This window comes from Ferrovibrio sp. (assembly GCF_046297895.1).
GTDB lineage: Bacteria > Pseudomonadota > Alphaproteobacteria > Ferrovibrionales > Ferrovibrionaceae > Ferrovibrio.
On sequence record NZ_JBKBHC010000002.1, the window covers coordinates 97,443 to 122,374 of the forward strand.

A 24,932-nucleotide genomic window follows, 5' to 3' on the forward strand; every position below is an offset into this window, starting at 1 on the left:
TGTTGCCCAAAGCCGGACCGCAGCGGTGGAATTTTAGGCAGAACGGCTCAGAATCCTGCCGCGGCGCCGTCGCTGCGCGGATCGGTGGCGCCTTCCAGCACGCCATCCGCATACTGCACGATGGCGCCGGCATGGCCCATGGTGCCGGTGAAAGGCGGCAGGATTTCCACATCGTGGCCGGCGGCCTTCAGGGCGGCCACCAGCGCCGGATCAAACCGGTTTTCCAGTTTCAGCGTCACGCTGTTTTCGCCCCAGGTCTTGCCCAGCAGCCAGCGCGGCGCGGTGATCGCCTGCTGCAGGCCCTGGCCGAACATGGCATACCGCGTGAAGAGCGCGGATTGCGTCTGCGGCTGGCCCTCGCCACCCATGGTGCCATAGACCATCACGCGGCCATCGGTAAAACGCGCCAGTGCGGGATTGAGCGTGTGGAAAGGCATGCGGCCCGGGACGAGCTTGCGCGGGGTGTTCCCGTCGAGCAGAAAGCTGGAACCGCGGTTCTGCCAGTTGATGCCGGTTTCCTCCAGCACGCAGCCCGAGCCGAATTCGAAATAGATCGACTGGATGAAGCTGACCGCGATGCCGTTGCCGTCGATGGCGCCCATCCAGGTGGTATCCCCCGCCGAAGCCGGTTGCGGCCAGGGTAGAGCACATTTGCGATCGATCTTTGCCGCCAGTGCGTCGAGCGTTGCCGCTTCGAGATATTTCTCCGGCGCCTCGGGCATCGCATCCGGATCGCCGACGATACGGTCGCGCACGATGAAAGCCTGTTTGGTGGCTTCGACCAGGCCATGGACGTGGTCGAAACCTTCCGCCGCACGCACGTCGAGGCGGTCGAACAGCGCCAGGATCATCAGCGAGGCCAGACCCTGCGTGGGCGGCGGGAAGTTGAAGAGCTTCGCCTGCGCGGTATTGACGCTGAGCGGCGCGACGCAGCGGGCCTGGTGGCGGGCCAGATCCTCGGCCGAGACCGGGCTGCCGATACGGGCGAGATCGGCGGCGATGCGCCGGGCCAGTTCGCCGCGATAAAAATCCTCCGTGCCCTTCGCGCCGATCGCCTTCAGCGTGGCGCCCAGGGCCGGCAGCCTCATCACGCTGCGTTCGGCTGGCGGCATTCCTTGTGACAGGAAGCGCGCGGCAAAGCCGGGCACATCCTTCAGCTCGGGCAGCTTCTCGCGAGTGAGGTCGTGCTGGCTCAGCGTTACCGCGAAGCCGTTTTCGGCATGCCAGACGGCATCCTGCACCAGACGGGAGAGCGGCAGCTTGCCGCCCAGACTGGCACTGAGCTTGAGCGCCTCGCCCCAGCCGCTGACTGTCGCGGCCACGGTGTTGGCCGCCAGCGGGCCGCGCCAGGGTATGCCGCCGAGGCCCTGGGCCTTATACAGATCCGGCGTCGCCTTTGCCGCCGCACGGCCGCAGGCCTCGACAGCCGCCACATCGCCGCCCGGCAGCCCGATCAGCCAGAAGCCGTCGCCGCCGATGCCGGTCATATGCGGATAGACCACGGTGAGGCAGGCAGCCATCGCCACGGTGGCCTCGATGGCATTGCCGCCTTCGCGCAGCACGGCAAGCCCGGCCTCGGCAGCCAGATGATGGGGAGCGGTGACCATGCCCCGGCGGGCGCGCGGTGTGTTCAGCATGCCGGCTTTCTACGACAAGGCCCGCAGCCGCACCAGCCCCACCGCCCCCGCTTCACCAGCCGCCCTTCACCAACCGATGGCGCGCGGCAGCCATGTGGCGATGCCGGGCGTGTAGAACAGGATCACCACAGCCAGTATCTGCAAGGCGATGAACGGCACCACGCCCTTGTAGATATCCATGGTGGTCACCTGCGGCGGCGCCACGCCGCGCAGGTAGAACAGGGCCCAGCCGAATGGCGGCGTGAGGAACGACGTCTGCATGTTGAGCGCGATCAGGGTGGCGACCCACACGAGGTCGACATTCGCCGCCTGCAGCACGGGCAGGAACAGCGGCACGACGATGTAGCTGATCTCGATCCATTCGATGAAGAAGCCGAGGATGAAGATCAGGATCATCATGAACCACAGCACGCCCTCGATGCCGCCGGGAACCAGCTTGAAGAAGTCATGCACCAGTTGCTCGCCCTGCAGGCCGCGAAAGGCCAGCGCAAAAACCTGGGCGCAGATCAGGATGAACATCATCGAAGCCGTAATGCGCCCGGTGGCGTAGACGGTTTCCTTCAGCATGTTCCAGTTGAGCCGACCAGCGATGCCGGCCACGACAATGGAGCCCAGCGCGCCCATCGAGGCCGCCTCGGTGGGTGCGGCGATGCCGCCGATGATCGAGCCCAGCACGGCCAGCACCAGAGCGATCGGAGGCAGGCCGACCTTAAGCACTTTGCGCAGCAAGTCCTGCCGGCTCATGGCAAAGCGCTCTTCCTGCGGAATCGGCGGCACGAGCTCGGGTTTGAACATGCCGAGCAGCAGCAGGAAGATGCAGAAAATGCCGGCAAGCATCATGCCGGGAATAAGCGCGGCGGCGAACAGCGTGCCGACCGACTGGCCCAGAATGTCGGCGAGCAGGATGATCAGCGTGCTGGGCGGGATGATCTGGCCCAGCGTGCCCGATGCACAGATGGTGCCGCAGGCGATGCTCTTGTCATAGCCGCGCCGCAGCAGCGTGGGCAGGGTGAGCAGTCCCAGAGTCACGATGGTGGCGCCGACGATGCCGGTGGTAGCCCCCATCAGCACGCCGACCAGGACGATGCCGATGCCCATGCCGCCGCGCAGCCCGCCGGAGAGATGACCGATCACTTCCATCAGTTCGTCGGCGATGCGGGATTTTTCCAGCATCATGCCCATGAAGACGAATAGCGGTATGGCGATCAGCGTGTAATTGGCGGTGACGCCGAAGATGCGCGCCGGCAGCAGATTGAACAGCAGCGGCCCGAATCCGATCCAGCCGAAGAAGAACCCGCTGATGGCCAGCGTGAGCGCAACCGGAATGCCAAGCGCGAGCAGGACGAAGAAGGAGGCGATGCAGGACAGCGCCAGGATTTCATTCAGCGGCATGTTCGAACGGCCGGTCAGGTTGGGATTCGGGTGAAACGCCGCCACCGAAGAAGGGGATCAGGGCACGCAGGGTGGCTGCCAGGCTCTGGATCAGCAGCAGCAGGAAGCCAAGCGGGATCATCGCCTTGAGAATGAAACGATATGGCAGCCCGCCGGGATCGGGCGACTTCTCGCTGATCAGGTAGGACTGCATCACATAGCCCCAGGACAGCTTGATGATAATGATCGAGAAGGTCACGGCGGCCAGGCAGGATACGACCTCGAGCGCCTGCTTCAGTCGCGGCGGGAAACGCCCATAGAGGATATCGACCCGCACATGGCCTTCATGCTTGATCGCATAGGCTATGCACAGCAGCGAAACCGGCGCCATGAGGTGCCATTCCAGCTCCTGCATCGCCACCGATCCGGTATGGAACAGGTAACGCAGCAGGACGTTGAAGGCCATGACACAGACCAGCGCAAAGCCGGTCCAGGACGCGAGGCGCCCCGCATGCTCGACCATGAGATCGAGCATGCGGGCACCGAACTCAAGACGGGACGCCAGCATGATGGAGGCCGGTTACGCCTTGCTCATCTGACCGCGAATCTGGGTCTGATACACCGATTCCGAAATGCCGGCCCATTTGTCGTGGTTCGCCTTGAAGGCCATGAAGGCATCGTGAACTTTCTTCATTGCGGGATCCTTGGCAGCGCCGTCGTTCAGCACGGCCTCGGTCGCCTCCTTCAGCTTGGCCACCACCTGCGGCGGCAGCGGCTGGGCGATCACGCCATGGTTCTTCACAAGATCGTCCAGCGCTTCGGCATTTGTGGCCTCGCACCAGGTATGGCTGATGGCGTTGCAGGCCGCAGCGGCGGCACGCACGATTTCCTGCAGATCGCCGGGAAGGGATTCCCAGGCTTTCTTGTTGACGATCAGCTCGGTGACGTTGGAAGGCTCATGCCACCCGGTGGTGTAGTAGTATTTCGCCGCCTTCTGTAGGCCGAGGCGGCGATCCTGATAGGGTCCGACGAATTCGGCCGCGTCGATCACGCCGCGCTCCAGCGCCGGGAAAATCTCGCCGCCCGGCAGCAGTTTCACGTCGACGCCCAGCGTGGCGTAAACCTTGCCGGCCAGGCCGGGTATGCGCATCTTCAGGCCCTTGTAGTCATCGAGGCCCGTGATCGGCTTGCGGTACCAGCCGGTCATCTGCACGCCGGTATTGCCCATCGCCATCGGTACTAGGTCGAAGGGCGCATACAGCTCTTCCCACAGCTTCTGGCCGCCGCCGTGATAGATCCAGGCCGTCATGCCCTGGAAATTCAGGCCGAAAGGCACGGTGGTGAAATACTGCGCAGCGGGAATCTTGCCGGCCCAGAAATAGCTGTTGGCGGCATTCATCTCGACGATGCCCTTCGACACGGCATCGAAGCCTTCCAGGGCCGGGATCAGTTCGCCGGCGGCGAAATGCTGGATCACCAGCCGCCCGCCCGACATCTTCTTCACCATCTCGCAGAAATCGGTCGGGCTGCCCGGGCCCGCCACATAGAAGGGCGAACCGGGACCATAGGCATTGGTCATCTTCCACTGAAAGGTCTTGCCCTGCGCCGTGGCGATGTTGGGCTTGGCGAAGGTGGCGGCTGCGGCAGCGCCGCCGAGCAGACCGGCTTTCACGAAGGAACGGCGTTTCATGGCATGCCTCTTTTGTTGCTGCATGGAAGGTCCGGGAATGACCTGACCGTGTATGCAATCGATATGCCATCGCGGCGCGGCGCCGCATAAATTGGTACAGCCTTGTTTTGCCGATCCCTCCTTCCGCAAACGCGAACCAATCCGCTGCTGCACAGACATGCGGTCCTTGAGCAATGCCGCGTTAAGCGGCAGCGCAATGCCTTGGGAATGCCGATTTCGATGGCAGACTTGCGGTCTAGAAAGCGCGGCGCGACATGTAGACGACCGGCAGCTCTTCGCCCGCCGCCGGCATCACGCCCGCGGTTTCGGCCACATAACCAAGCCGTTCGTACAGCGGCACCGCGTTGATGTTGGCGCGCACATACAGGTGCGTATAGCCGGCCTGCATTGCCGCGGCCTCGGCGGCGCGCACCAGCGCACTGGCCAGGCCGCGCCGCGCCCAGCCGGGATGCACGAAGACTTTGCGGATGCGTGCCGTATGCGGCCGGTCGGGAAATTCCAGCCAGCCGGCGGTGGCGACCAGGCCGTCGGCGGCATGGCGCGCCAGGACAAGATGCGACCGCGCAAGATCATCTGCATAATCGGGGGCGGCGATCAGGGCTTCGTGGGCCGCGATCTGCGCCGGCGTGTGATGGCCGGCAGCAAGCCGGCGGAAGGCCAGCGCATGCAGGGTGCGGACGGCGTCGGCGTCGTTGGGACGATACGGCGCGAGTACTATATCTTCGGGCAGCGGCATGGATGCGAGGGTAGGAATCCGTGAACGGAGCGGTCAAGCCGCCGCGATGCCGCCTTATTGTTTTGTCTGGATCGCTGCATGAAACATGCGCCTTTCGTCTTTCCCCTGCTTGCGCTCGGCCTTGTCGCCTGCGCGGGTCCGGCGCCGGATGCCGTCCTGCTGCCCGACCGTGCCGCGCGCGCCGAGGACTGGAGCCGTTTCCTGCCCGCACTGTTTCCAGGCCTGAGCGCCTGCATCGCCGCGCATCCGAGCCAGCCGGCATTCGCCGAGGGCGTGGTGCCGCAGAATCGCGGCATGATTCTGGTCCGCGTGATCGGTGCCGACGGCAAAAGCCTGGACTGCCAGGCAGGCAGCGGCGGCCAGCCGGCACCGCAGCTCGCGCCGACCGAGGACTGGCGCCAGCAGGGTCCCTCCTTCACGCCGGCGAACCGCCCGGAGCCCTTTGCCCCCTGCCTGCTGCCGGAACCGGTGCTGGCCCGCGACGGCCGGCTGCTCGGCTGGCTGGGCTATCGCCGCGCCGATTGCACGGATCGCGGCAAGGCGGCGCCATGAATCAGCCGACACCTTGACGCGGCAGCCGGGATGTCGAAGGTGTCGGGCATGAGATCCATCCTCACCGCCGCCCAGATCGAGGCCCGCCTGCTTTACCGCGACGGACTGATGCTGGTGCTCGACAAGCCGGCCGGCCTGGCCGTGCATGCCGGTCCGGGCGGCGGCGACAATCTGGAGCGCTATTTCAGCTTCCTGCGCTTCGGCCTGCCGCGCCCGCCCGCCCTGGCGCACCGGCTTGACCGCGACACCTCGGGCTGCCTGGTGCTGGGCCGGCACCCGAAAGCCCTGCGCAAGCTGGGCAAGCTGTTCCAGGAAGGCAAGGTCGAGAAGGTATACTGGGCGGTGGCGCGCGGCCGGCCGCAGCAGGCCGAGGGCCGGGTGGACATGCCGCTGAAAAAACTTTCGACGCGCAATGGCGGCTGGCACATGGTGGTGGCCGAAGACGGCCAGCATGCCGTGACCGACTACCGCCTGCTGGGTGGCACGGAGGAGCTGAGCTGGATCGAATGCCGGCCGCGCACCGGCCGCACGCACCAGATCCGCGTGCATCTGGCATCGCTGGGCTGCCCGATCCTGGGCGATACGCAATATGGCGAGACACCCCAGCAGCCGCTGCACCTGCACAGCCGCAGCATTACCCTGCCGCTGTATCCCTCGCGCGCGCCGGTGAGCGTGACCGCGCCACCGCCCGCGCATATGCTGGCGGCACTGACCGCCTGCGGCTATTCGCAGCAGCAGCATGAGCAGCAGGCGCAGGCAGGCGGCACCGCGTAGAAACGACATGGCCGCCCTGCAGCTTTTGCAGGGATCCCGGCCGGCCGGGCGTGTATGATGCCGACTGCCGTATCCTGTCCGCCAGCCATTCCCCACCAATGCTGATTCCCCTGATCGTTGCCTGCGCGCTGTTCATGGAGAACCTCGACTCCAGCGTGCTCGCCACAGCCCTGCCCAGCATCGCCGAGTCACTGGGCGAGAGTCCGCTCAAGCTGAACCTCGCCATCACCTCCTACCTGTTCAGTCTGGCCGTGTTCATCCCGGTCAGCGGCTGGGTTGCCGACCGCTTCGGCGCACGCACGGTATTCCGCGCCGCCATCGCCGTCTTCACCATCGGTTCCCTGCTCTGCGGCCTGGCCGATTCCTTCTGGACCCTGGTGGGCGCACGCGTGCTTCAAGGCCTGGGCGGCGCCATGATGGTGCCGGTCGGGCGGCTCGTGATGCTGCGCTCGATTCCGAAATCGGAACTGATGCGCGCGATCGCCTGGCTGACCGTGCCGGCCCTGATCGGGCCGGTGATCGGGCCGCCGCTGGGCGGTTTCCTCACCACCTACCTCTCCTGGCGCTGGATCTTCTGGATCAACCTGCCCATCGGGCTGCTCGGCATGGTGCTGGTGACGCTCTACATCCCCAATGTGCGCGAAGAGAATGTGCCGCCGCTGGACTGGCGCGGCTTCCTGCTCTCGGCCATCGGGCTCTGCGGCCTCGTCTTCGGTTTCGAGACCATCGGCCGCGGCCTGCTGCCGGATACCGTGGTGGCCATCCTGCTGGTCATGGGCGGCATGGGCATCGGGCTCTATATCCGCCATGCACGCCGGCATCCGCATCCGGTGCTGGACCTGAGACTGCTGCGCGTGCCGACCTTCCGCGCCGGTGTGGCGGGCGGTTTCCTGTTCCGCATCGGCGTCGGCGCCCTGCCCTTCCTGTTGCCGATGATGCTGCAGCTTGGTTTCGGCCTCTCGGCCTTCGAGTCCGGCATGCTCACCTTCGCCTCGGCGGCCGGCGCGCTGACCATGAAAATGGCGGCCGCGCCGATCCTGCGTCGTTTCGGTTTCCGCCACGTACTGATCGGCAACGCAGTCTTGAGCGGGGCCTTCATCGCCGTCTGCGGCCTGTTCCGGCCCGATACGCCGCATCTGCTGATTCTCGGCCTGCTGCTGTTCGGTGGCTTCTTCCGCTCCCTGCAATTCACCAGCATCAATACGCTGGCCGTTTCCGATATCGAGAATGCCCGCATGAGCCGTGCGACCAGTTTCACCAGCATGATGCAGCAGCTCTCGCTCTCCGCCGGCGTTGCCGTGGGCGCCATGGTGCTGCACGCCACCGTCACCTGGGGCGGTGGACCGGAACGGATCGGCGCGGGAGATTTCATGCCCGCCTTCCTCACGGTTGGCCTGACGGCGATGCTGTCGGCCATCATCTTCCTGCGCCTGCCGGCGGATGCGGGCGCTGCGGTGAGCGGGCACCGCCTGTTCGCACCGACCCAGCGCCTGAGCCAGGGCAGCCCGCTGCCACCCGACAAACCATGACTGCCATTCCCGAAATTGCCGGCCTGGCCCTGCTGGTCCGTGGCCTGGCTGCCGCCACTTTTGTCGGCGGCGTGATTGCATTGATGGAACGCTGCTCGCCATTCATCGGCGGCATCGTGCTGGCCCTGCCGATCGTGACGGCACCGGCCTATCTGTTCCTGCTGCTGCAGCACGATGCCGGTTTCATCGCCGTCGCCGCGCAGGGCAGCCTCGGCACCATCGGTGCGGTGCTGCTGTTCATCGCCGCCGTGATTGCGCTGGTGCGCCGCTTGCCGATGCCGGCCGTGCTGGCCTGTGCGCTGGGTATCTGGTTTGCCGTCGGTCTGCTGATCCGCCTGCTGCCGCCGCACCTGCTCACCTCTCTGGCGGTCATGGCCATTGCCGGCCTGCTGGCCTGGCTGGGCGGCCGCCGCGTGCCGCTGACCGCGCCGGCGGCGCGTGGCCGCTCGCCGCTGTCCGAGATCGTGCTGCGCGGCGCCATGGCCGGCGGGCTTGTGATCGGTGTCAGCCTGCTGGCCGATCTGTTCGGCCCACGCATTGCCGGCATCTTCGCTTCCTTCCCGGTCGCGCTGCTGGCCGTATGCTGGTTCCTGCCACGTCGACTGGATGCGGCCGGCATCCGTGCCGCCATGCGCGCCACCCAGATCGGCATGGTCAGCCACATCCCCTTCTTCTGCTGCCTGATCCTGCTGGGGCCGGCTTTCGCCGCCCAGGGCCTGCCGCGATTTGCCGCCTTCGGACTGGGGCTGGTGGGTTCGCTGCTGGTGGCGCTGACGCTCGCCACGCTGCGCCGGCGCCAGATGAAGCGGGTTAACGGGGCCTGATCCATCCGATCCGACCCTTTTGAGCCAGGCGGCGCCGTGCTACATGGCGCCATCCCTGAAAACCAGTCCGGCCGCCGCCATGACCACCCGCCTGAACCCGATCTTCGCCGACGCGCCCACCACGATCTTCGAAACCATGTCGCGGCTGGCGCTGCAGCATGATGCGATCAACCTGGGCCAGGGTTTCCCCGACGATCCCGGTCCGGAAGATGTGCGTGCCAAGGCCGCGCAGGCCGTGGTGTCGGGCTGGAACCAGTATCCGCCGATGATGGGCATTCCGGAACTGCGCCAGGCGGTGGCCGAGCATTACAAACGTTTTCACAAACTCGACCTCGACTGGCAGTCGGAGGTGATGATCACCTCGGGCGCCACTGAGGCCCTGGCCGACAGCCTGCTGGCGATCCTGGAGCCGGGCGACGAAGTCGTGCTGTTCCAGCCGATGTATGATGCCTATCTGCCGCTGGTGCAGCGCGCCGGCGGCATCGCCAAATTCGTCACCCTGCGTCCGCCGCACTGGCGGCTGGACGAGGCGTCGCTGGCCGCCGCCTTCTCGCCGAAAACCAAGGCGGTGGTGTTCAACAACCCGCTCAATCCCACTGCCACGGTCTTTCCGCGCGAGGACCTGGAGCTGCTGGGCCGCTTCCTGACTCAATACAACGCCATCGCGATCTGCGACGAGGTCTGGGAGCATGTGCTGTTCGACGGCCTGACGCATACGCCGCTGATCGCCATTCCCGGCCTGCGCGAGCGCTGCATCAAGATCGGCTCGGCCGGCAAGATCTTCTCGCTCACCGGCTGGAAGGTCGGCTTCGTCTGCGCCGCGCCGCAGATCATGAAGGTGCTGGCCAAGGCGCACCAGTATGTCACCTTCACCACGCCGCCCAACCTGCAGGCCGCCGTGGCCTATGGCCTGGGCAAGACGGACGGGTATTTCGCCGGCATGCGCCAGACCCTGCAGACGGCGCGCGACCGCTTCGCGGCCGGCCTGACCGAAGCCGGCCTGGCCGTGCTGCCCAGCAAGGCGACCTATTTCCTCAATGTCGACTTGGCGCCGATCTATGCAAAAAGGGGCAGCAACGCCATCGACGATGCCGATTTCTGCACCCGCATGGTGGAACAGGCCAAGGTGGCCGCCATCCCGGTCAGTGCCTTCTACGCCCAGGACCATGTGCGCAGCGTGGTGCGCTTCTGCTTCGCCAAAAGCTACGACAAGCTGGACGGCGCGGTGGAGCGGATCGCGCAGTTCATCAGGAAGGGCTGAGACCTCAGCGCACGGCCTTCAGCAGTTCGCGCGGCACATCCACGCCGCGCACCCGGCCGCGCAGATATTGCGGCGGCAGATAGACCTCGCCGCCCAGCGCATCGGCCGCCCGCCAGGCCCAGAAGGGATCGTTGAGCAGGCCACGCGCCAGCGCCACCAGGTCGGCACGGCCGTCCTTGACGATGGCTTCGGCCTGGGCCGGTTCGGTGATCAGGCCGACCGCCATGGTGACCATCCCGGTGGCTTTCTTCACGGCTGCGGCAAACGGCACCTGATAGCCCGGACCGGTGGCGATCTTCTGCTGCAGCGAGACGCCGCCGGAGCTGACATCGACAAAATCGCAGCCCAGTTCTTTGAGCGCTGACGCGAAGCGGATGGCATCGGCCACCTCCAGGCCTTCGGCGCCCATCCAATCGCTGCCGGTGATGCGCATGCCCAGCGGCTTGTGCGCAGGCCAGGCGGCACGCACGGCGGCAAAGACTTCCAGCGGAAAGCGCATGCGGTTGTCGAGGCTGCCGCCATAAGAGTCATTGCGCCGGTTGGAGATCGGCGAGACGAACTGGTGCAGCAGATAGCCATGGGCGCCGTGCAGCTCGATCAGGTCGATACCGGCACGATCTGCACGCAGTGCGGCTTCGATGAAATCGCGCTTCACCCGCGCGAGGCCTTCCTCGTCCAGCGCCTGCGGCACATGCCATCCCTCGCCATGGGGCAGCGCGCTGGGCGCCTCGGTCAGCCAGGCTTCCGGCCCGGTCAGCGGCTTGCCGCCACGCCAGGGCAGGTCGGTGGAGGCCTTGCGGCCGGCATGGGCGAGCTGGATCGCGACCGGCGTGCGACCAAACCGCTTCAGATCGGCCGCAACCGCGGCGATGGCCCCTTCCTGCACGGCATTATAGAGTCCGAGACAGCCGGGCGTGATGCGGCCCTGCGGACTGACATGAGTGGCCTCGGCCATGATCAGGCCCAAGCCGGCGGCGGCATAGCGGCCGAGATGGATGCGGTGCCACTCGTTCGGCACGCCATCGGTGGCGGAATACTGGCACATCGGCGACAGCACGATGCGGTTGGGCAGCGTGACGGAGCGCAGCTGCAGGGGCTCGAACAGGGCGGACATATCGGGATTACCGGAGGCTGGTTGGAACGACGCCGCTTAAGTGTGGCGCTGTGCGCCGCGATTTCAAGCGCATCGCTTCCGGCGCACCAATCTCAGGATTGGTCACGCCAGGCGTAATTGAAGCTGACCGAGATCCGTTCCTGCTTTGTGAAGCTGGGCGGCACCTCGTGCCGCAGCCAGCTTTCAAACAGCACGAGTCCGCCGGCCTTCGGTTTCACGCTGTAATGCAGCTTCTCGCGCGGCGACAGGTCGTCGCGTTTGGGCGGCGCGGCCATCAGACGATCGAGCCGCGGATCCTCGAACTTGATCGCGGCCGAGCCGCGCGGCGCCTGTACATAATAGGTGCCGCTGATGAAGCTCAAGGGATGCAGGTGCAGGCCATGGGTGACCGGGCCGGCCATCATGTTGACCCAGCAGTCGGTCATTTCCAGCCGGCGGCCGCGCAGGTCGTAGCCCAGCGCCTTCGCATAGGCCCTCGCATGCGGCGCGATGGCCTTTTCCAGAGTCGCAAAGGTGGACGAAATGCAGTGCAGCTTGTCGTGGCTGCCATAGGAGGTGTAGCCGCCGGGATAGTTCTTCGCGCTCCAAGCCTGGCCGGCGGCATCGGCCAGCCGCAGGGATTCGCATTCGTCGATCAGATCGCGGTTGAACCGGTCCAGGCTGCTCTTTTTCAGGGGCGCGGCATAGATGCGGGTGGGAAACAGACTGATCAGGGTCATCAGAACATCTCGAAATACTCGCGGTGCTCCCATTCGCTGACTTCGAGCTGGTAGCGCGCGATCTCGGCTTCCTTGATATGCAGGAAATAATCGATGAAGCGGTCGCCGAAGCCGGCACGGTAGCAGGCATTGCCCCTCAGTGCGGCGAGCGCAGCATCCAGCGAACGCGGCAGCATCGGTGCCGGCGTTTCATACGGCACATCGGCCGAGGGCGGCGGCTCGGCCTGTTTCGCCATGCCGTCCATGCCCGCGATCAATTGCGAAGCCATGTAGAGATAGGGATTGGCGGCCGGTTCGCCCAGGCGGTTCTCAATACGGCTGGCCGGATCACCCAGCGCGCCGAGCACGCGGCACATCACACCGCGATTGTCCCGCCCCCAGATGGCGCGGTCGGGCGCCAGCGAATAGGGACGGTAGCGGCGATAGGCATTGATGGTAGGTGCGGCAAAGGCGGCCGAGGCCGGCGCATGCTCCAGCAGTCCGGCAAGGAAATGCCGGCCAACGGCCGAGAGCGGCTGGCCATCTTCGGTCGGCACAAAGGCATTGGCGCCCGTCTTGCGGCTTTTCAGCGACTGGTGCAGGTGCCAGCCCGAGGAGAATACGTTGGGCAGCTTCGGCCGGCACATGAAGGTGACGTGATAGCCATGCCGGCGCGCGATCTGCTTGGCCGCAGAGCGGAACAGCACCATGGTATCGGCGGATTCGAGATTGCTGCCGGGGCGGAAGGTGAATTCCGCCTGGCTGGGCCCGAACTCCACCTCCAGCGAGCGCAGCGGCAGCCCCAGCGCCTGCACATCCTTGCGCAGGATTTCATAGATCCCGTCATACTGGTCGTAACGCTGCTCGGTCAGGTACTGATAACCCTGCGTCAGCAGGCTCACTTCGGGCGGATTGCCGGGCTGGCCGGCATCGGATGGCGCCAGTTTCGGATCTTCGAGCCTGAAGACATGGAACTCGACCTCCAGGCCCGAGACATAGTCGTAGCCCTGCGCATTCAGCCTGGACAGCGTGTCGCGGAATATCTGCCGCGTCGAGAAGGGCACCGGCCGGCCATCGGCGAAATAGAGATCGCAGAGCAGCCAGCCGCTATGCGGCGCCCAGGGCAGGATCTTGAAGGTGGTCGGATCGGGCACCATCAGGATGTCGGCGGCGCCCTGCATTTCCGGCAGGCCGAAGCCGCCGCCCTGGGTGAAGACCGGAAACACCGTACGATGGGAGGTGTCCTTGGCCAGCAGCGTGGTGGTGAAGCCGACGCCTGAGCGCATCGCGCCGGCCAGTTCCTCGGCTACCACCGTCTTGCCGCGCAGGATGCCGTGCTGGTCGGCAAAGGAAAACCGCACCACGCCGAGGCCGCGGCCCGATACCTCACGCTCGACGGCCTCGGCCGCCTTCTTCTGCTCCGGCGTCCACAGGCCGTGCCGTTCGACAAAACTCACGCTGATGCCCCCCGGCTGCTATGCCAGCCCTTATTCCGCCGCCTGCGCCAGCCATGGCGCCTGGCGGCGCTTGCGTGCATCGGCCTCGCGCCAGTATGCCTGCCATTGCGCCGCGGGGGCAACACCATCCACCGTGATCGGGCCGCGGATGGCCTTGGCAGTTTCGGCATCCAGCACCATCAGCGGCTTTTCGCCGCCCTGCTCGACCTGGTCGATGGCCTTCATCAGCATGGAACGGTAGTTGACGATGGCCTTGTCGGTGCTGCCCAGATGCTCACGGGTACGGTCCTGGATCGGCCCCTGGCTTTCGACCGCCCATTGATCGTGCACGTTGATGTCGAAACCCATGCCGGTATAGGTCTGGGTCTTCTGCTGTCGCGGATCGAAGCCATAGTTGTTGGTCTTGTTCAGGCGCGGGACATAGTCGGGCAGGGTATACAGTTCCAGTCGCTGGGCCCGCATCTGCGCCTTGTCGACCGGCGCGCCGAAACTGGTGAAGATGGCATACCAGTAGCAGCTCACGTCGTCGATCGGCACATGCCACTGGGTGATCGTCATCTCGGCCGAAAGCGGGATGTTGAAGGCCTGCGGGAAGACCAGGTTGGTGACGCGCACATGGGTGCTGGCGTCGCTGATCTGGCGCAGGGCGAACAGCCGCATGCCGTAATCCGTGCGTTCCACCTCGATCTGCGGACGGTCGAATTCGCGCAGCACCTTGGTCATCGGCATGTCGGAATCGGCCGAGGCGGCGCGGAACTGCTTGCCATAGCTGGCGCTGGTGTCCTCGTCCTCGAAGAAACGATGCAGGAAGGAGGCATGGGCCGGATCGATGCCCACCTCGAGGGCCTGCAGCCAGTTGCAGGCGATATGTCCCTTGAAGGCGAAGACGTGGCTGTCGGGCGCAACGAAGCAGTCGAATTCGGGGAAGGCCGGCGCCTCGCCGTCTCCGAGATAGGCGAACAATATCCCGCTGCGCAGGACCACCGGATAGCTTTTCTGTTTGATCCGCTGACACAGGCGGCTGCTCTCCGGCTCGGCCGGGGTTTGCAGGCACTGACCCTTCACATCGAACAGCCAGCCATGGAAGGGGCAGCGCAGGCCGCCATCCTCGGGCCGGCCGAAGGCCAGATCGGCGCCGCGATGCGGACAATCGCGGTCCAGCAGGCCGTAGCGGCCCTGCTCGTCACGGAACAGCACGAAATCCTGGCCCAGCAGTTTCACCGCGCGCACCGGGCGTTCGGGGTCGATCTCGTCAAGCAGCGCGGCCGGCTGCCAGTATTGCCGCAGCAGCTTGCCTGCCGGCCTGTCCGGTCCCACCAGCGTCATGCGCATGTTCTGTTCGTGCGTGGTCATCGCGGGACTCCCTCAGATCCGGCCGGCGCATTCCGCCTTGACGGGCCCTCCCACAGGCCCGAGAATGTCCGACTAGCGAACATATGTGCGATTTTAAACCTGCCGCGATTGCCCCGCAACGAGAAAACCATGACGCGCCTGCGCCAAGCCGATGCCGAGAAACGCGCCGCCAGCGGCCGCGGCCCCGATTTTCTCGAGGCGCTGGCCCGGGGCATAAGCGTTCTGACCGCCTTCGACGGCAGCCGGCCGCAGATGAGCCTGAGCGATGTGGCCCGGGCCGTGGACCTGCCGCGCGCCACCGTGCGGCGCGCACTCTACACGCTGGAGCAGCTTGGCTATATCGACAGCGACGGCCGGCTGTTCCGGCCGACGCCGCAGGTGCTGCGGTTCGCCGCGGCGTATCTCAGCAGCGCAGGAAATGCGTCGGCCCTGCAGACCGCCTGCGACCGGCTCTGCGCCGCCACCGATGAAGCATGCTCGGCTGCGGTGTTGCACGGGCAGGAAGCCGTCATGGTGGCGCATGCCTCGCCGCCGCGCTTCATGTCCTCCGCGCCTGGCATCGGCTTCCGCGTGCCGGCCTTCTGCTCGGCGCTCGGCCGCATTCTGCTCTCGGCCCACAGCGTCGAGCCGACGGGAATCCGCGCCCTCACGCCGAAGACCGTGACCGACGGGGCGGAACTGAAGGCCATCATCGCAAAGGCGGGACGCGAGGGATATGCGCTGTCCGATCAGGAGGCGGAACTGGGCTTCCGCTCGCTGGCCGTGCCCGTGCGGCGTTTCGACGGCCGCGTGGTTGCCGCGCTGAATATCGGCATCCGCATCGAAAGCGCCACACCCAAGCAGATGAAAGACAGTTTCCTGCCCCTGCTGCTGGAGACGGCAGAAGGCCTGCGCGATCAGGTGGTATAGGCGTTCAGATCGGATAGATCAGTGAATTGAGGATCAACTCGCTGTCGAACACGCAAAGGCGTTCTTCCAGCAGCAGCGCGCCCCTCTCGCCATAGACGAAGCGATCGAGATAACGCCCGACATTGTAAACCTCGGATACCGAACCGGGCTTGGTGCGGAACACGGCATAATTCGCCGTCGCCTGTATGGTCTGGCCATCATCGGACAGGATGCGGGCAACCCCGATTACATGCCGCTGGTAATACGGCGCATGGAACAATGTATTGCTCACGCCATAGGCGCGATCCTTCAGCATGCCCTGGCCCTCCAGCGCCATGGTGCAGAGCGGCAGGCCGGCATCGAAATTCTCGCGCGGGATCACCTTGTACAGACAGTCGGGCGTGAACATGGCGATCCAGGCATCGAAATCGCCGCGATCCAGGCAATCGCCATAGGCTGCGTTGAACTGGTCGACGCGGTACTGCGATTCCAGAATCGAAACCGCGAGGGCATGGGGCCGCATCGGCATGGTCAGATCTCCATCACCTTGCGCCAGTAGCCATACATGCCGCGGATCAACGTCTCGGTCACCATATGCGGAGTCGGCGCCGCCCCGCGCCCGTCCAGTTCGCAGATGGTGCTGGCATCGCCGCCGTTCTGGCGGAATCCATCCTGCGAGAATTCGATCACCTCGCCATCGTCGGCCGAGACGAAGCCGGCCGGACCGAACAGGTTGGCCTGGCGCAGGCGGCGGCGCGTCATTGCCTCGTCATCCTCCTCGAAGCCGAAATGCGTCCAGACGAAATCGAAGGCGTCCGGCCCGGCCGGGATGATGTGACGGGTGGACAGCGAATTGACCTGTTGCTGGATGATCACGCTGGGAAACAGGGTGATCATCGTCACCGTGGGACCCTTCCACCAGTATTCCGGCACCACATCGAGCAGGCGCGGATCGTTCAGCGCCATATCCTTCTTGAAGCTGGTGACACCTTCGGTGACCGCCTTCGCCTCGCCGCCGGCATTGCGCTGCGAGATCATCACGGCATGGCGGCCGTGGCTGTCCATCACCATGCGCGACTGCTGGTCGGCCCGCCACAGGCCGAACGTGACGAACCAGGTGTGCAGCAGGCCCGGATGATACGGGTCCTTGATGTTTTCCATCATCAGTTTCCAGTTGCCCGGAATGCGCTGGCGGTTGGTGCCGAGGATGGTGAGTTTGCGGCCGTCGAAGATGCGGTTCAGCCAGGGCATCACGTCGGGGCCGAAATAATCCTCCAGCGCGGGCGCTGCGGGCGAGAAGCTGGCGAAGACCAGGCCGTTATAGGTGGCGACCTTCAGCTTCGTCAGGCCATGCTGCTTCAGGTCGAAATCCGCCGGCATGCCGCCCTGCACGCTGCCATCCTCCTGCTTCACGCCATGGCGGAAGGGCAGGCCGGCAAGGTCGCCATTCAGCTTGTAGGTCCACTGGTGATAGGGGCAGACGAAGTTGCGCGCATTGCCGCGCTGTTTCTGGCAGAAGCGCACGCCGCGATGGGCGCAGCGGTTCTCCACCGCGTTCAGGCTGCCGTCGCGGTCGCGCACCACGATCACCTGGCGCTCGCCCACATATGACAGCTTGTAGTCGCCCGGCTTGGGCAACTCGGCCTCCAGCGCGACGTAACACCAATGGTCGCCGCCATGGAAGAACCGCTCCAGCTCGCGCTGATAGACGCCCGGATCGGTATAGGCCCAGTAGGGAATGCGGCTGGAGCCGTCGCCGTTCCAGCGCGGCAAGGCATCGGCCGCGACAGAGCGCGGCAACCCGGCATGGATGGTCATGCGATCCTCCCGATACGGAATTTATTTGCAATTGCAAATATATTTACCCCGCGCCTGGCTGCCGTCAATGGCCTTGGATCGCCGCCCTTCCCTTGCGTAACCGATTGATCCGGACAGCGAAAACCCCGACGATGCCGACAGTCGGGGAGGAAAACCAATGTTCGACCGGCATTACGCGGTCTGGCCCAAGGGCGTGCCCAAGCACCTGACCCTGCCACAGACCAGCCTGTACGAGAATATCGAGATTTCCGCCCGCCGGTTCCCGAACAAGCCGGCTCTGCTCTATTACGGCGCGGCGCTGTCCTATGCCGCACTCAGGGACCATGTCGACCGCCTGGCCGGCTGGCTGGAGCAGCGCTGTGGCGTCAAGAAGGCCGACCGCGTGCTGCTGTACATGCAGAACAGCCCGCAATTCGTGATCGCCTATTACGCCATCCAGCGCCTGACCGCCGTGGTGGTGCCGGTCAATCCGATGAGCAAGACCGAAGAGTTGCGCCATATCGCGGCCGATACCGGCGCGGGCACGGTGATCTGCGGCCAGGAATTGCTGGCCTTCATGCAGCCGCTGCTGGGCGAGACGCTGCAGCATGCCGTGGTGGCCGCCTATGGCGACTATGTCACCGCGCCCACCGACCTTTCGCTGCCCGATGTGGTGGCCGCGCCGCGCACCGCCTTCGATACGCCTGGCACCGTGCCCTGGAGCACTGCGCTGGCGGCGAATCTGGCTGCGTCGCCGCATCGCGCCAGTCACGACGACTGGTGTGTATTGCCCTATTCCTCGGGCACCACGGGTGCGCCGAAGGGCTGCCTGCATACCATCCGCGGCGTGACGGCCACCCTGTTCGGTTCGATTGCCTGGAACCCCGCCACGCCGGAATCGGTGCAGCTTGTCACCCTGCCGCTGTTCCATGTCACCGGCATGCAGAATTCGATGAACGCGCCCCTGTTCAACGGCGCGACGCTGGTGCTGATGACGCGCTGGGACCGCCGCACGGCCGCCGAACTGATCCAGCGCCACCGCGTGACGCACTGGCGGAACATCACCACCATGTGCATCGATTTCCTGTCCGACCCCGAAATCGGAAAATACGATATCTCAAGCCTGATCGGCATCGGCGGCGGCGGCGCGCCCATGCCCAAGGCGGTTGCTGCCAAGCTGAAGGAACTGACCGGCCTGGATTACATCGAGGGTTACGGCCTGTCGGAGACCATCGCCGCCACGCATATCAACCCGGTCGACAATCCGCGCCCACAATGTTTGGGGATTCCCGTCTTCGACGTCGATTCCCGCGTGGTCAACCCCGATACCCTGCAGGAACTGGGGCCGGGCGAGACCGGCGAGATCGTGGTGGCCGGCCCGCAGATCTTCCTGGGCTATTGGAACCGGCCGGAGGAAACGGCCGCGGTGTTCTTCGAGCGCGACGGCAAGCGCTTCTTCCGCACCGGAGACCTCGGCTATTACGACGATGACGGCTATTTCTTCCTGGTCGACCGGCTGAAGCGCATGATCAATGCCTCGGGCTTCAAGGTCTGGCCGACCGAGATAGAGGCCATGATGTATGCCCATCCCGGCATCCGCGAGGTCTGCATCATTGCCACGCCGGACGCCCATCGCGGCGAGACGGTGAAGGCCGTGATCGTGCCGAGGGATGATGCGAAAGACCTGACGGCCGAGGACATCCAGGCCTGGTGCCGCGACCGCATGGCCGCCTACAAGGTACCGCGCGTGGTGGTGTTCGCCGATGCGCTGCCGAAATCGGCCACCGGCAAGATCCTGTGGCGCGTGCTGCAGGACCAGGAACGCAGCCAGCCGTCGGATTAGGTCGGGAAACCCGCCTTCTGCGGCCACAGATTGGCGAAGGCGCGGACCGATACCGAGGCATAGACGCCATTCCGGGTGAAGGGTTCGTCCTTCAGCCAGGCCTCGGCAGCCGCGCGATCCGGAAAATCAATCACAAGCAGGCTGCCCTGCATGGTCGAGCCATCATCGGCCAGCAGCGGCCCGGCAAAAGCGATGCGGTCGGCGACCTGCGCCAGGTAGTCCTTGTGTGCCGGCCGCCATTTCAGTCGCAGGTCGGAGGCGCCCGCCTTGTCGAGGTTATAGAAGCAGAACAGCATGGCGCCTCCCCCGATCAGTAGTCCAGGCTGCGCGGCAGCCACAACACCACATCGGGCACCGCGATCAGCAGAATCAGGGCCAGCAGCATCGCCAGCACGAACCAGACCGCCCAGCGCGCCGTCTGCTCGATCGGCACGCCGGCCAGCTTGGACGACACCATCAGATTCACCGCCATCGGCGGCGTGAACTGGCCGATCGCCACCATATAGGTGAGCAGCACGCCGAACCAGACCGGGTCCCACGCAAAGGCCTTCATCATCGGCAGCAGGATGGGCAGGAAGATCAGGAAAATCGAAATCCCGTCTAGCACCATGCCGACGAACAGCAGCACCACCACGATCATCGCCAGCGTTCCGTAGGAACCCAGGCCACTGCCGGTGATGGCCCTGGCGATCGGATCGACGATCCCCAGCGTATTCACCGCATAGGCGAAGATGCTGGCCAGGGCCACCACGACCAGAATGATGCCCGAGGTCTCGGCCGCATCGACCAGAATGTCGAGCAGTTCCTTCATACGGATGGTGCGATAGATCACCATGCCGACGAAAAGGCCGTAGACGACCGCCACCACCGCGGCCTCGGTAGGCGTGAACCAGCCCATCCGCATACCGCCCAGGATCAGCACCGGCGCGGCCAGCCCCCAACTGGCCGCCCGCAGCGAGGGCCAGAAAGGCGGCCGCCGGGTATCGATGTCAGCCAGGCCGAAGCCATGCCGTCTTGCCAGCCAGACCGCCGGAATCATCAGTGCGAGGCCCGCCAGAACGCCCGGAATCATGCCGCCGGCAAACAGCGCCGGCACGGAAGCTCCCGGCACCAGAACGGAATAGACGATGAAGGCGATGGACGGCGGAATCAGGATGTCGGTTGCCGCCGCCGCGCCGATCACCGTGGCGGAATAGGCCGGCGGATAGCCGGCGCGCGCCATCGCGGCCAGCATCACGGCACCAACCGCCGCCGCCGTCGCCGGACCCGAGCCTGAAATGCCGCCCAGCAGCATGGCAACCGCGATGGCCACCACCGGCAGGCGGCCGGGCTTGCGGCCGACGATGGCGATGGCCAGATTGACCAGGCGCTCGGCCACGCCGGATTTCTCGAAGATCACACCGACCAGCACGAACATCGGCAGGGCCAGCAGCGGATATTTGGCGATGCCGGCATAGAAATTGTTCGGCAGCGACATCATGCCCAGATCGGCCAGCCAGATGCCGAGTGCGCCGCCCAGCATCAGCGCCACCCCGATGGGCACGCCGGCCAGCATGAAAACGATGAAAACGGCAAAGATGGCAAAGCCGATCATGGCTGACCCCGCCATTTGCGCCAGAAGACCTGCGCGGCACGAACGGCGATGCCAGCCGACAGCACCGGCAGCCATATGCTGTACCACCATTGCGGCACGCCGATGCCCGGCGAGGTCACGTCGAAGCGGTAGTCGTCATAGGCGAAGCGCGCCGCCAGCACGGTGAGGATGACGAAGGCCAGCGCGGTGGCCGCCGCCGAGACCAGGGCGAGCGCGCGACGGCGGCGGGCCGAGCCGCGCTCGAAGAATGCCTCGATGCGGATATGGCGGTCGCGGGCCACGGCGGCGCTGGCCGCGACCATGGTGAGGATCACCATCAGCGAGACGGATATCTCTTCGGTCCAGGCGAAGGACTGGCTGGTGAAGTAGCGCGTGATCACATTGGCGAAGGTGATCGCCGCCAGCAGCAGCATGACCAACGCGCCAACCCAGTCTTCCCAGCGCAGCCGGCCGCGCCCCGGAGGCTGCGGCGCCATGGATGGATCGGGTTTCGAGGATTCCTGCACGCTGCTCCCCCCAATACAGGCAACCGGCAGCGACGGGCCGGAAAAGCAAAGGCCGGGAAATCCCGGCCTCGCTTCCGGCCTGCGCCGATCGCTGCGTCGTTCAGGCCTTCTTGCGGGCCGCCGCCACCGCGGCTTCGGCTTTCTTCACCAGATCGGGCCCGATCTGCTGCACCCACTTGTCATAGGCCGGCTTGACCGCCTGCTTGAAGGCATCCTTCTCGGCGGCCGTCAGTTCGGTGACCTTGACCCCCAGCGCCTCGACTTCCTTGACGAAGGAGCTGTCATTGGCGGTGAGGCCCTTGCGGGCGATGGCGATTTCCTGCTTGCCGGCGTCGATGGCGGCCTGGCGCACGATCTTCTGGTCGTCGGCGCTCCAGGATTTCCACACATCCTGGTTGGCGACGAAGATCAGCGGATCGGCCACGTAGCCCCAGCGTGTGACGAATTTCTGCGCCAGGGTGTTGAGCTTGGCCGCGGTGAAGACATGCAGCGGGTTTTCCTGGCCCTCGACCGCGCCGGAAGCCAGCGCCGGCTGAGCATCGGCCCAGCTCATCTGCGTCGGATTGGCGCCAAGCGCGGTGAAGGTGTCGTTGAAGATCGGCGAGCCGACAACGCGGAACTTCAGGCCCTTCATGTCGGCCGGCTTGCGGATCTCGTGCTTGGAGTTCGATACCTCGCGGAAGCCGTTCTCGCCCCAGGCCAGCGGCACAACGCCGTTCTTTTCAACCAGGCCCATGATCTCCTTGCCCACTTCGCCCTGCACCATGGCATCGAGGCCGGCATGGTCCTGCGCCAGGAAGGGCAGCGAGAAGAGATTGAGCTGCTTGATCTGCGGCGACCAGTTGATGGTCGAGCCGATGGCAAGGTCGATCACGCCCTGGCGGATCGCAGTGAATTCGCGGGTCTGGTCGCCGTTCACCAGCGACACGCCGGGATACATCTTGATGTTGATGCGGCCCTGGGTGCGCTCCTTAACCAGCTCGATCCAGATGTCGCCGCCCTTGCCCCAGGGAAAAGCCGAACCGACGACGGTGGACAGCTTGTATTCAGGTTTGTAGGTGCTGGCATAGGCGCTGCGGCCGATGATGGCGGGCGCGGCGAAAAGCGCGGTGCCGGCGATGCCGGCCTTGAGCAACGTGCGACGATCCATGGTCCGTTTCCTCCAGTGTTTATTCTTGTTGTTCAGCCAATACAGCATTCCATGCGGCGCGCCAAGACGGTACGGACACGGAGCGAAGCATGTGCCGCTTTCCTGCGCTGCTCATCGCGCAAGCAGCTCGCGCGCCTTTGCCGCGATGCGTGCCGGCGTCACGCGCGCCTCCGCTTCCAGCACCGGCGCATAACCCACCGGAGCGCGCAATCCGCCCAGCCGCGCCACCCTGACGTTGCCCCGCTCGGCCAGGGTCGCCACGATTTCGGCGCCGAAACCGGCCACCTGGATCGCCTCGTGCGCCACCAGCACCCGGCCGGTCTTCGCTGCGGATGCGAAGACGGCCTCGCGATCCCAGGGCCAGAGCGTGCGCAGGTCGATCACTTCGGCGCTGACGCCTTCCCGCGCCAGCGCCTCGGCCGCTTCCAGCGCCCAATGCACCGCCTTGCTCCAGCTCACAATGGTCAGGTCGTTGCCGGCGCGCCGGATGGCCGCCCTGCCCAGCGGGACGGCGGCGGCCGGATCGACCTCGCCCTCCAGGGCCCAGAGTTCCTTGTGCTCGAAATAGGTAACCGGATCGCCGCATTGCAGCGCCGCCTGCAGCAGCGCGTAATTGTCCTGCGGCGTTGAGGGCGCCACCACCACAAGGCCCGGCACATGGGCGAACCAGCCCTCCAGCGACTGCGAATGCTGGGCGGCCGAGGCGCTCCAGATGCCGATGGGCATGCGGATCACGGCCGGTACGCGGCCCTGGCCGCCGAACATGAAGCGGTTTTTAGCAGCCTGGTTGATGATCTCGTCCATGGCGCACAGCGCGAAGTCGATTACCCGCAGTTCGATCACCGGCTTCAGACCGGTCAGCGCCATGCCGACGGCGGCGCCCATGATCGTGGCCTCGGAAATCGGTGTATCGATCACCCGCTCGGGGCCGAAGCTTTCCTGCAGGCCACGATACTGGCCGAAGATGCCGCCACGACCGATATCCTCGCCCAGCGCCACGACGGACGGATCCTGCCGCATGGCATCGCCGAGCGACGCGGCGGCAGCGGCGGCATAGCTCATCACAGCCATTGTCCCGCCCCCGTATCCTGGATATGCGAGAAAGCCGCATCCGTCTGCGGCCAGGGCGCCAGTATGGCGGTTTCGATGGCGGCGGCGACCTCATTGCGCGCGGCCTGCAGCACCGCGTCGATCCCGGCCTGATCCATGCCATGGGCACGCAACTGCGCCGCCGTCACCAGCAGCGGATCGGATTTCAATGCCGCTTCCAGTTCCTTCGGATCGCGGTAGGCAGCGGGATCGACCGAGACATGGCCCTTGAAGCGATAGGTGCGGGCATGCAGCAGGCGCGGCCCGCCGCCAGCGCGGATGTCATTGATCATCTGCCGCGCGGTTTCGCTGACCGCGCCGGCATCGTTGCCATCCACCACGGCGGCTTCGATGCCGAAACTGCGCGCACGCGCCGCCGCGCCCTCGCCGGCCGACATCGCGCCGGTCTTGGTGGTGGCGGACCACTGGTTGTCTTCGCAGACGAACAGGATCGGCAGCCGGAAGGCGGCAGCCCAGTTTAGGCTTTCGGCAAACGGTCCGCGGTTGATGGCGCCGTCGCCGAAGAAAGTGACGGCGATGGCGTCCGCCTTGCGGATCTTGATCGACTGCGCCGCACCCAGCGCAATCGGAATGCCGGCGGCAACGACGCCGTTGGCGCCCAGCATGCCGACCGAAAAATCGGCAATGTGCATCGAACCGCCGCGCCCGCCGCAAAAACCGGTCGCCTTGCCGAACAGCTCGTGCATCATGCGCGTCAGGTCGGCACCCTTGGCCAGCGTGTGGCCATGGCCGCGATGGGTGGAGGTGAGATAGTCGGTGGCGCGCAGATGGCGGCAGACGCCGGCGGCCACGGCTTCCTGCCCGGTGGAGAGATGCAGCGGGCCGCGCACATGCGCCTGGCCGGCGGCCTGCTGGCCAAAGGCAGCGACGCCGCCCCTGCTCGCCTCCTCGGCCGCATCCTCGAAGGCGCGGATGCGGCAAATCATGCGATAGAGCTCCAGCAGCTCGGCTGCCGGAATGTTGGGCGGGTTCACGGGCCTGTTCTCGGGACTTTGTGTTCTCGTTGCCCCGACCGTAGCAATGGATCGTACAATGATCAATCGACGCG

General features: G+C 65.6%; 24 protein-coding genes. 7 read left to right on the plus strand and 17 right to left on the minus strand.

Translation table 11 applies throughout. The features are described from left to right. Positions 1-47: 47 nt before the first annotated feature. The 5 genes from ACK4FK_RS03010 to ACK4FK_RS03030 all read right to left on the minus strand — a co-directional run bounded on the left by ACK4FK_RS03010 (position 48) and on the right by ACK4FK_RS03030 (position 5,434). The gene (locus ACK4FK_RS03010) at positions 48-1,637 is read right to left on the minus strand and encodes a gamma-glutamyltransferase family protein (protein ID WP_409740912.1); all 1,590 of its coding nucleotides are present in this window, start codon (positions 1,635-1,637) and stop codon (positions 48-50) included. A 66-nt stretch (positions 1,638-1,703) separates the two neighbouring features. After that, positions 1,704-3,029 carry a TRAP transporter large permease subunit gene (locus ACK4FK_RS03015; protein ID WP_409740915.1) on the minus strand — a complete coding sequence of 442 codons (1,326 nt, stop codon included), beginning with the start codon at positions 3,027-3,029 and terminating at the stop codon, positions 1,704-1,706. Continuing rightward, positions 3,016-3,576, minus strand: a complete 561-nt coding sequence (locus ACK4FK_RS03020; protein WP_409740917.1) for a TRAP transporter small permease subunit — start codon at positions 3,574-3,576, stop codon at positions 3,016-3,018. The genes ACK4FK_RS03015 and ACK4FK_RS03020 overlap by 14 nt, the downstream gene beginning before the upstream one ends. 12 nt (positions 3,577-3,588) lie before the next feature. Next, positions 3,589-4,698, minus strand: coding sequence for a TRAP transporter substrate-binding protein (locus tag ACK4FK_RS03025; protein WP_409740920.1), 1,110 nt, complete (start codon positions 4,696-4,698; stop codon positions 3,589-3,591). A 235-nt stretch (positions 4,699-4,933) separates the two neighbouring features. Beyond that, positions 4,934-5,434: a GNAT family N-acetyltransferase gene (locus ACK4FK_RS03030; protein ID WP_409740923.1), complete on the minus strand. Its 501-nt coding sequence runs from the start codon at positions 5,432-5,434 to the stop codon at positions 4,934-4,936. 78 nt (positions 5,435-5,512) lie between these two features. Here ACK4FK_RS03030 and ACK4FK_RS03035 point away from each other — a divergent pair, with 78 nt between their 5' ends. The 5 genes from ACK4FK_RS03035 (at position 5,513) to ACK4FK_RS03055 (ending at position 10,374) form a co-directional block, all read left to right on the plus strand. Then, positions 5,513-5,986, plus strand: a complete 474-nt coding sequence (locus tag ACK4FK_RS03035) for a hypothetical protein (protein ID WP_409740926.1) — start codon at positions 5,513-5,515, stop codon at positions 5,984-5,986. Positions 5,987-6,034: 48 nt separating this feature from the next. Continuing rightward, the gene (locus ACK4FK_RS03040) at positions 6,035-6,760 is read left to right on the plus strand and encodes an RluA family pseudouridine synthase (protein WP_409740928.1); all 726 of its coding nucleotides are present in this window, start codon (positions 6,035-6,037) and stop codon (positions 6,758-6,760) included. Positions 6,761-6,858: 98 nt separating this feature from the next. Next, positions 6,859-8,289, plus strand: a complete 1,431-nt coding sequence (locus tag ACK4FK_RS03045; protein ID WP_409740931.1) for a DHA2 family efflux MFS transporter permease subunit — start codon at positions 6,859-6,861, stop codon at positions 8,287-8,289. After that, entirely contained in the window at positions 8,286-9,113 is an 828-nt protein-coding gene (locus ACK4FK_RS03050) for a hypothetical protein (RefSeq protein WP_409740934.1), read from the plus strand. The genes ACK4FK_RS03045 and ACK4FK_RS03050 overlap by 4 nt, the downstream gene beginning before the upstream one ends. A gap of 43 nt (positions 9,114-9,156) precedes the next feature. After that, a complete protein-coding gene (locus ACK4FK_RS03055) occupies positions 9,157-10,374 on the plus strand; it encodes an aminotransferase (RefSeq protein WP_409740936.1) in 1,218 nt (405 codons plus the stop codon). A 4-nt stretch (positions 10,375-10,378) separates the two neighbouring features. On the opposite strand, the gene ACK4FK_RS03060 is transcribed toward ACK4FK_RS03055, so the two are convergent. The 4 genes from ACK4FK_RS03060 to ACK4FK_RS03075 form a co-directional block, all read right to left on the minus strand. Continuing rightward, a complete protein-coding gene (locus tag ACK4FK_RS03060) occupies positions 10,379-11,488 on the minus strand; it encodes an NADH:flavin oxidoreductase/NADH oxidase (RefSeq protein WP_409740937.1) in 1,110 nt (369 codons plus the stop codon). A gap of 92 nt (positions 11,489-11,580) precedes the next feature. After that, positions 11,581-12,207: a TIGR02466 family protein gene (locus ACK4FK_RS03065; RefSeq protein ID WP_409740939.1), complete on the minus strand. Its 627-nt coding sequence runs from the start codon at positions 12,205-12,207 to the stop codon at positions 11,581-11,583. Then, positions 12,207-13,643, minus strand: coding sequence for a glutamine synthetase family protein (locus ACK4FK_RS03070; protein WP_409740941.1), 1,437 nt, complete (start codon positions 13,641-13,643; stop codon positions 12,207-12,209). Before ACK4FK_RS03070 ends, ACK4FK_RS03065 begins: the two co-directional genes overlap by 1 nt. Positions 13,644-13,673: 30 nt before the next feature. Continuing rightward, entirely contained in the window at positions 13,674-14,996 is a 1,323-nt protein-coding gene (locus ACK4FK_RS03075; protein WP_409740943.1) for a Rieske 2Fe-2S domain-containing protein, read from the minus strand. A gap of 129 nt (positions 14,997-15,125) precedes the next feature. Between ACK4FK_RS03075 and ACK4FK_RS03080 the strand changes: the two genes are divergently transcribed. Beyond that, on the plus strand, positions 15,126-15,905 hold the full coding sequence (locus ACK4FK_RS03080) for an IclR family transcriptional regulator C-terminal domain-containing protein (RefSeq protein ID WP_409740944.1): 780 nt from the start codon (positions 15,126-15,128) through the stop codon (positions 15,903-15,905). 4 nt (positions 15,906-15,909) lie between these two features. Here the strand turns inward: ACK4FK_RS03080 and ACK4FK_RS03085 are convergent, their stop codons facing one another. Beyond that, positions 15,910-16,413 (minus strand): aromatic-ring-hydroxylating dioxygenase subunit beta, encoded by a 504-nt coding sequence (locus tag ACK4FK_RS03085; RefSeq protein ID WP_409740946.1) that lies wholly within the window; start codon positions 16,411-16,413, stop codon positions 15,910-15,912. 2 nt (positions 16,414-16,415) lie between these two features. Continuing rightward, positions 16,416-17,702 (minus strand): aromatic ring-hydroxylating dioxygenase subunit alpha, encoded by a 1,287-nt coding sequence (locus tag ACK4FK_RS03090; protein ID WP_409740948.1) that lies wholly within the window; start codon positions 17,700-17,702, stop codon positions 16,416-16,418. Between the two features lie 157 nt (positions 17,703-17,859). Here ACK4FK_RS03090 and ACK4FK_RS03095 point away from each other — a divergent pair, with 157 nt between their 5' ends. Further along, positions 17,860-19,524: a long-chain fatty acid--CoA ligase gene (locus tag ACK4FK_RS03095; RefSeq protein WP_409740949.1), complete on the plus strand. Its 1,665-nt coding sequence runs from the start codon at positions 17,860-17,862 to the stop codon at positions 19,522-19,524. Here ACK4FK_RS03095 and ACK4FK_RS03100 read toward each other — a convergent pair. From ACK4FK_RS03100 to ACK4FK_RS03125, 6 genes are all read right to left on the minus strand, one after another. Next, positions 19,521-19,820, minus strand: coding sequence for a YciI family protein (locus ACK4FK_RS03100; RefSeq protein ID WP_409740951.1), 300 nt, complete (start codon positions 19,818-19,820; stop codon positions 19,521-19,523). The genes ACK4FK_RS03095 and ACK4FK_RS03100 overlap by 4 nt on opposite strands. Before the next feature lie 14 nt (positions 19,821-19,834). Further along, positions 19,835-21,118 (minus strand): TRAP transporter large permease, encoded by a 1,284-nt coding sequence (locus ACK4FK_RS03105; RefSeq protein WP_409740953.1) that lies wholly within the window; start codon positions 21,116-21,118, stop codon positions 19,835-19,837. After that, entirely contained in the window at positions 21,115-21,624 is a 510-nt protein-coding gene (locus tag ACK4FK_RS03110) for a TRAP transporter small permease (protein ID WP_409740956.1), read from the minus strand. Before ACK4FK_RS03110 ends, ACK4FK_RS03105 begins: the two co-directional genes overlap by 4 nt. Positions 21,625-21,724: 100 nt before the next feature. After that, complete coding sequence (locus tag ACK4FK_RS03115; RefSeq protein ID WP_409740959.1) at positions 21,725-22,774, minus strand: DctP family TRAP transporter solute-binding subunit; 1,050 nt, start codon at positions 22,772-22,774, stop codon at positions 21,725-21,727. 111 nt (positions 22,775-22,885) lie between these two features. Continuing rightward, complete coding sequence (locus ACK4FK_RS03120) at positions 22,886-23,845, minus strand: alpha-ketoacid dehydrogenase subunit beta (protein WP_409740962.1); 960 nt, start codon at positions 23,843-23,845, stop codon at positions 22,886-22,888. Next, positions 23,836-24,858: a thiamine pyrophosphate-dependent dehydrogenase E1 component subunit alpha gene (locus ACK4FK_RS03125; RefSeq protein ID WP_409740965.1), complete on the minus strand. Its 1,023-nt coding sequence runs from the start codon at positions 24,856-24,858 to the stop codon at positions 23,836-23,838. Before ACK4FK_RS03125 ends, ACK4FK_RS03120 begins: the two co-directional genes overlap by 10 nt. Positions 24,859-24,932 lie beyond the last annotated feature (74 nt).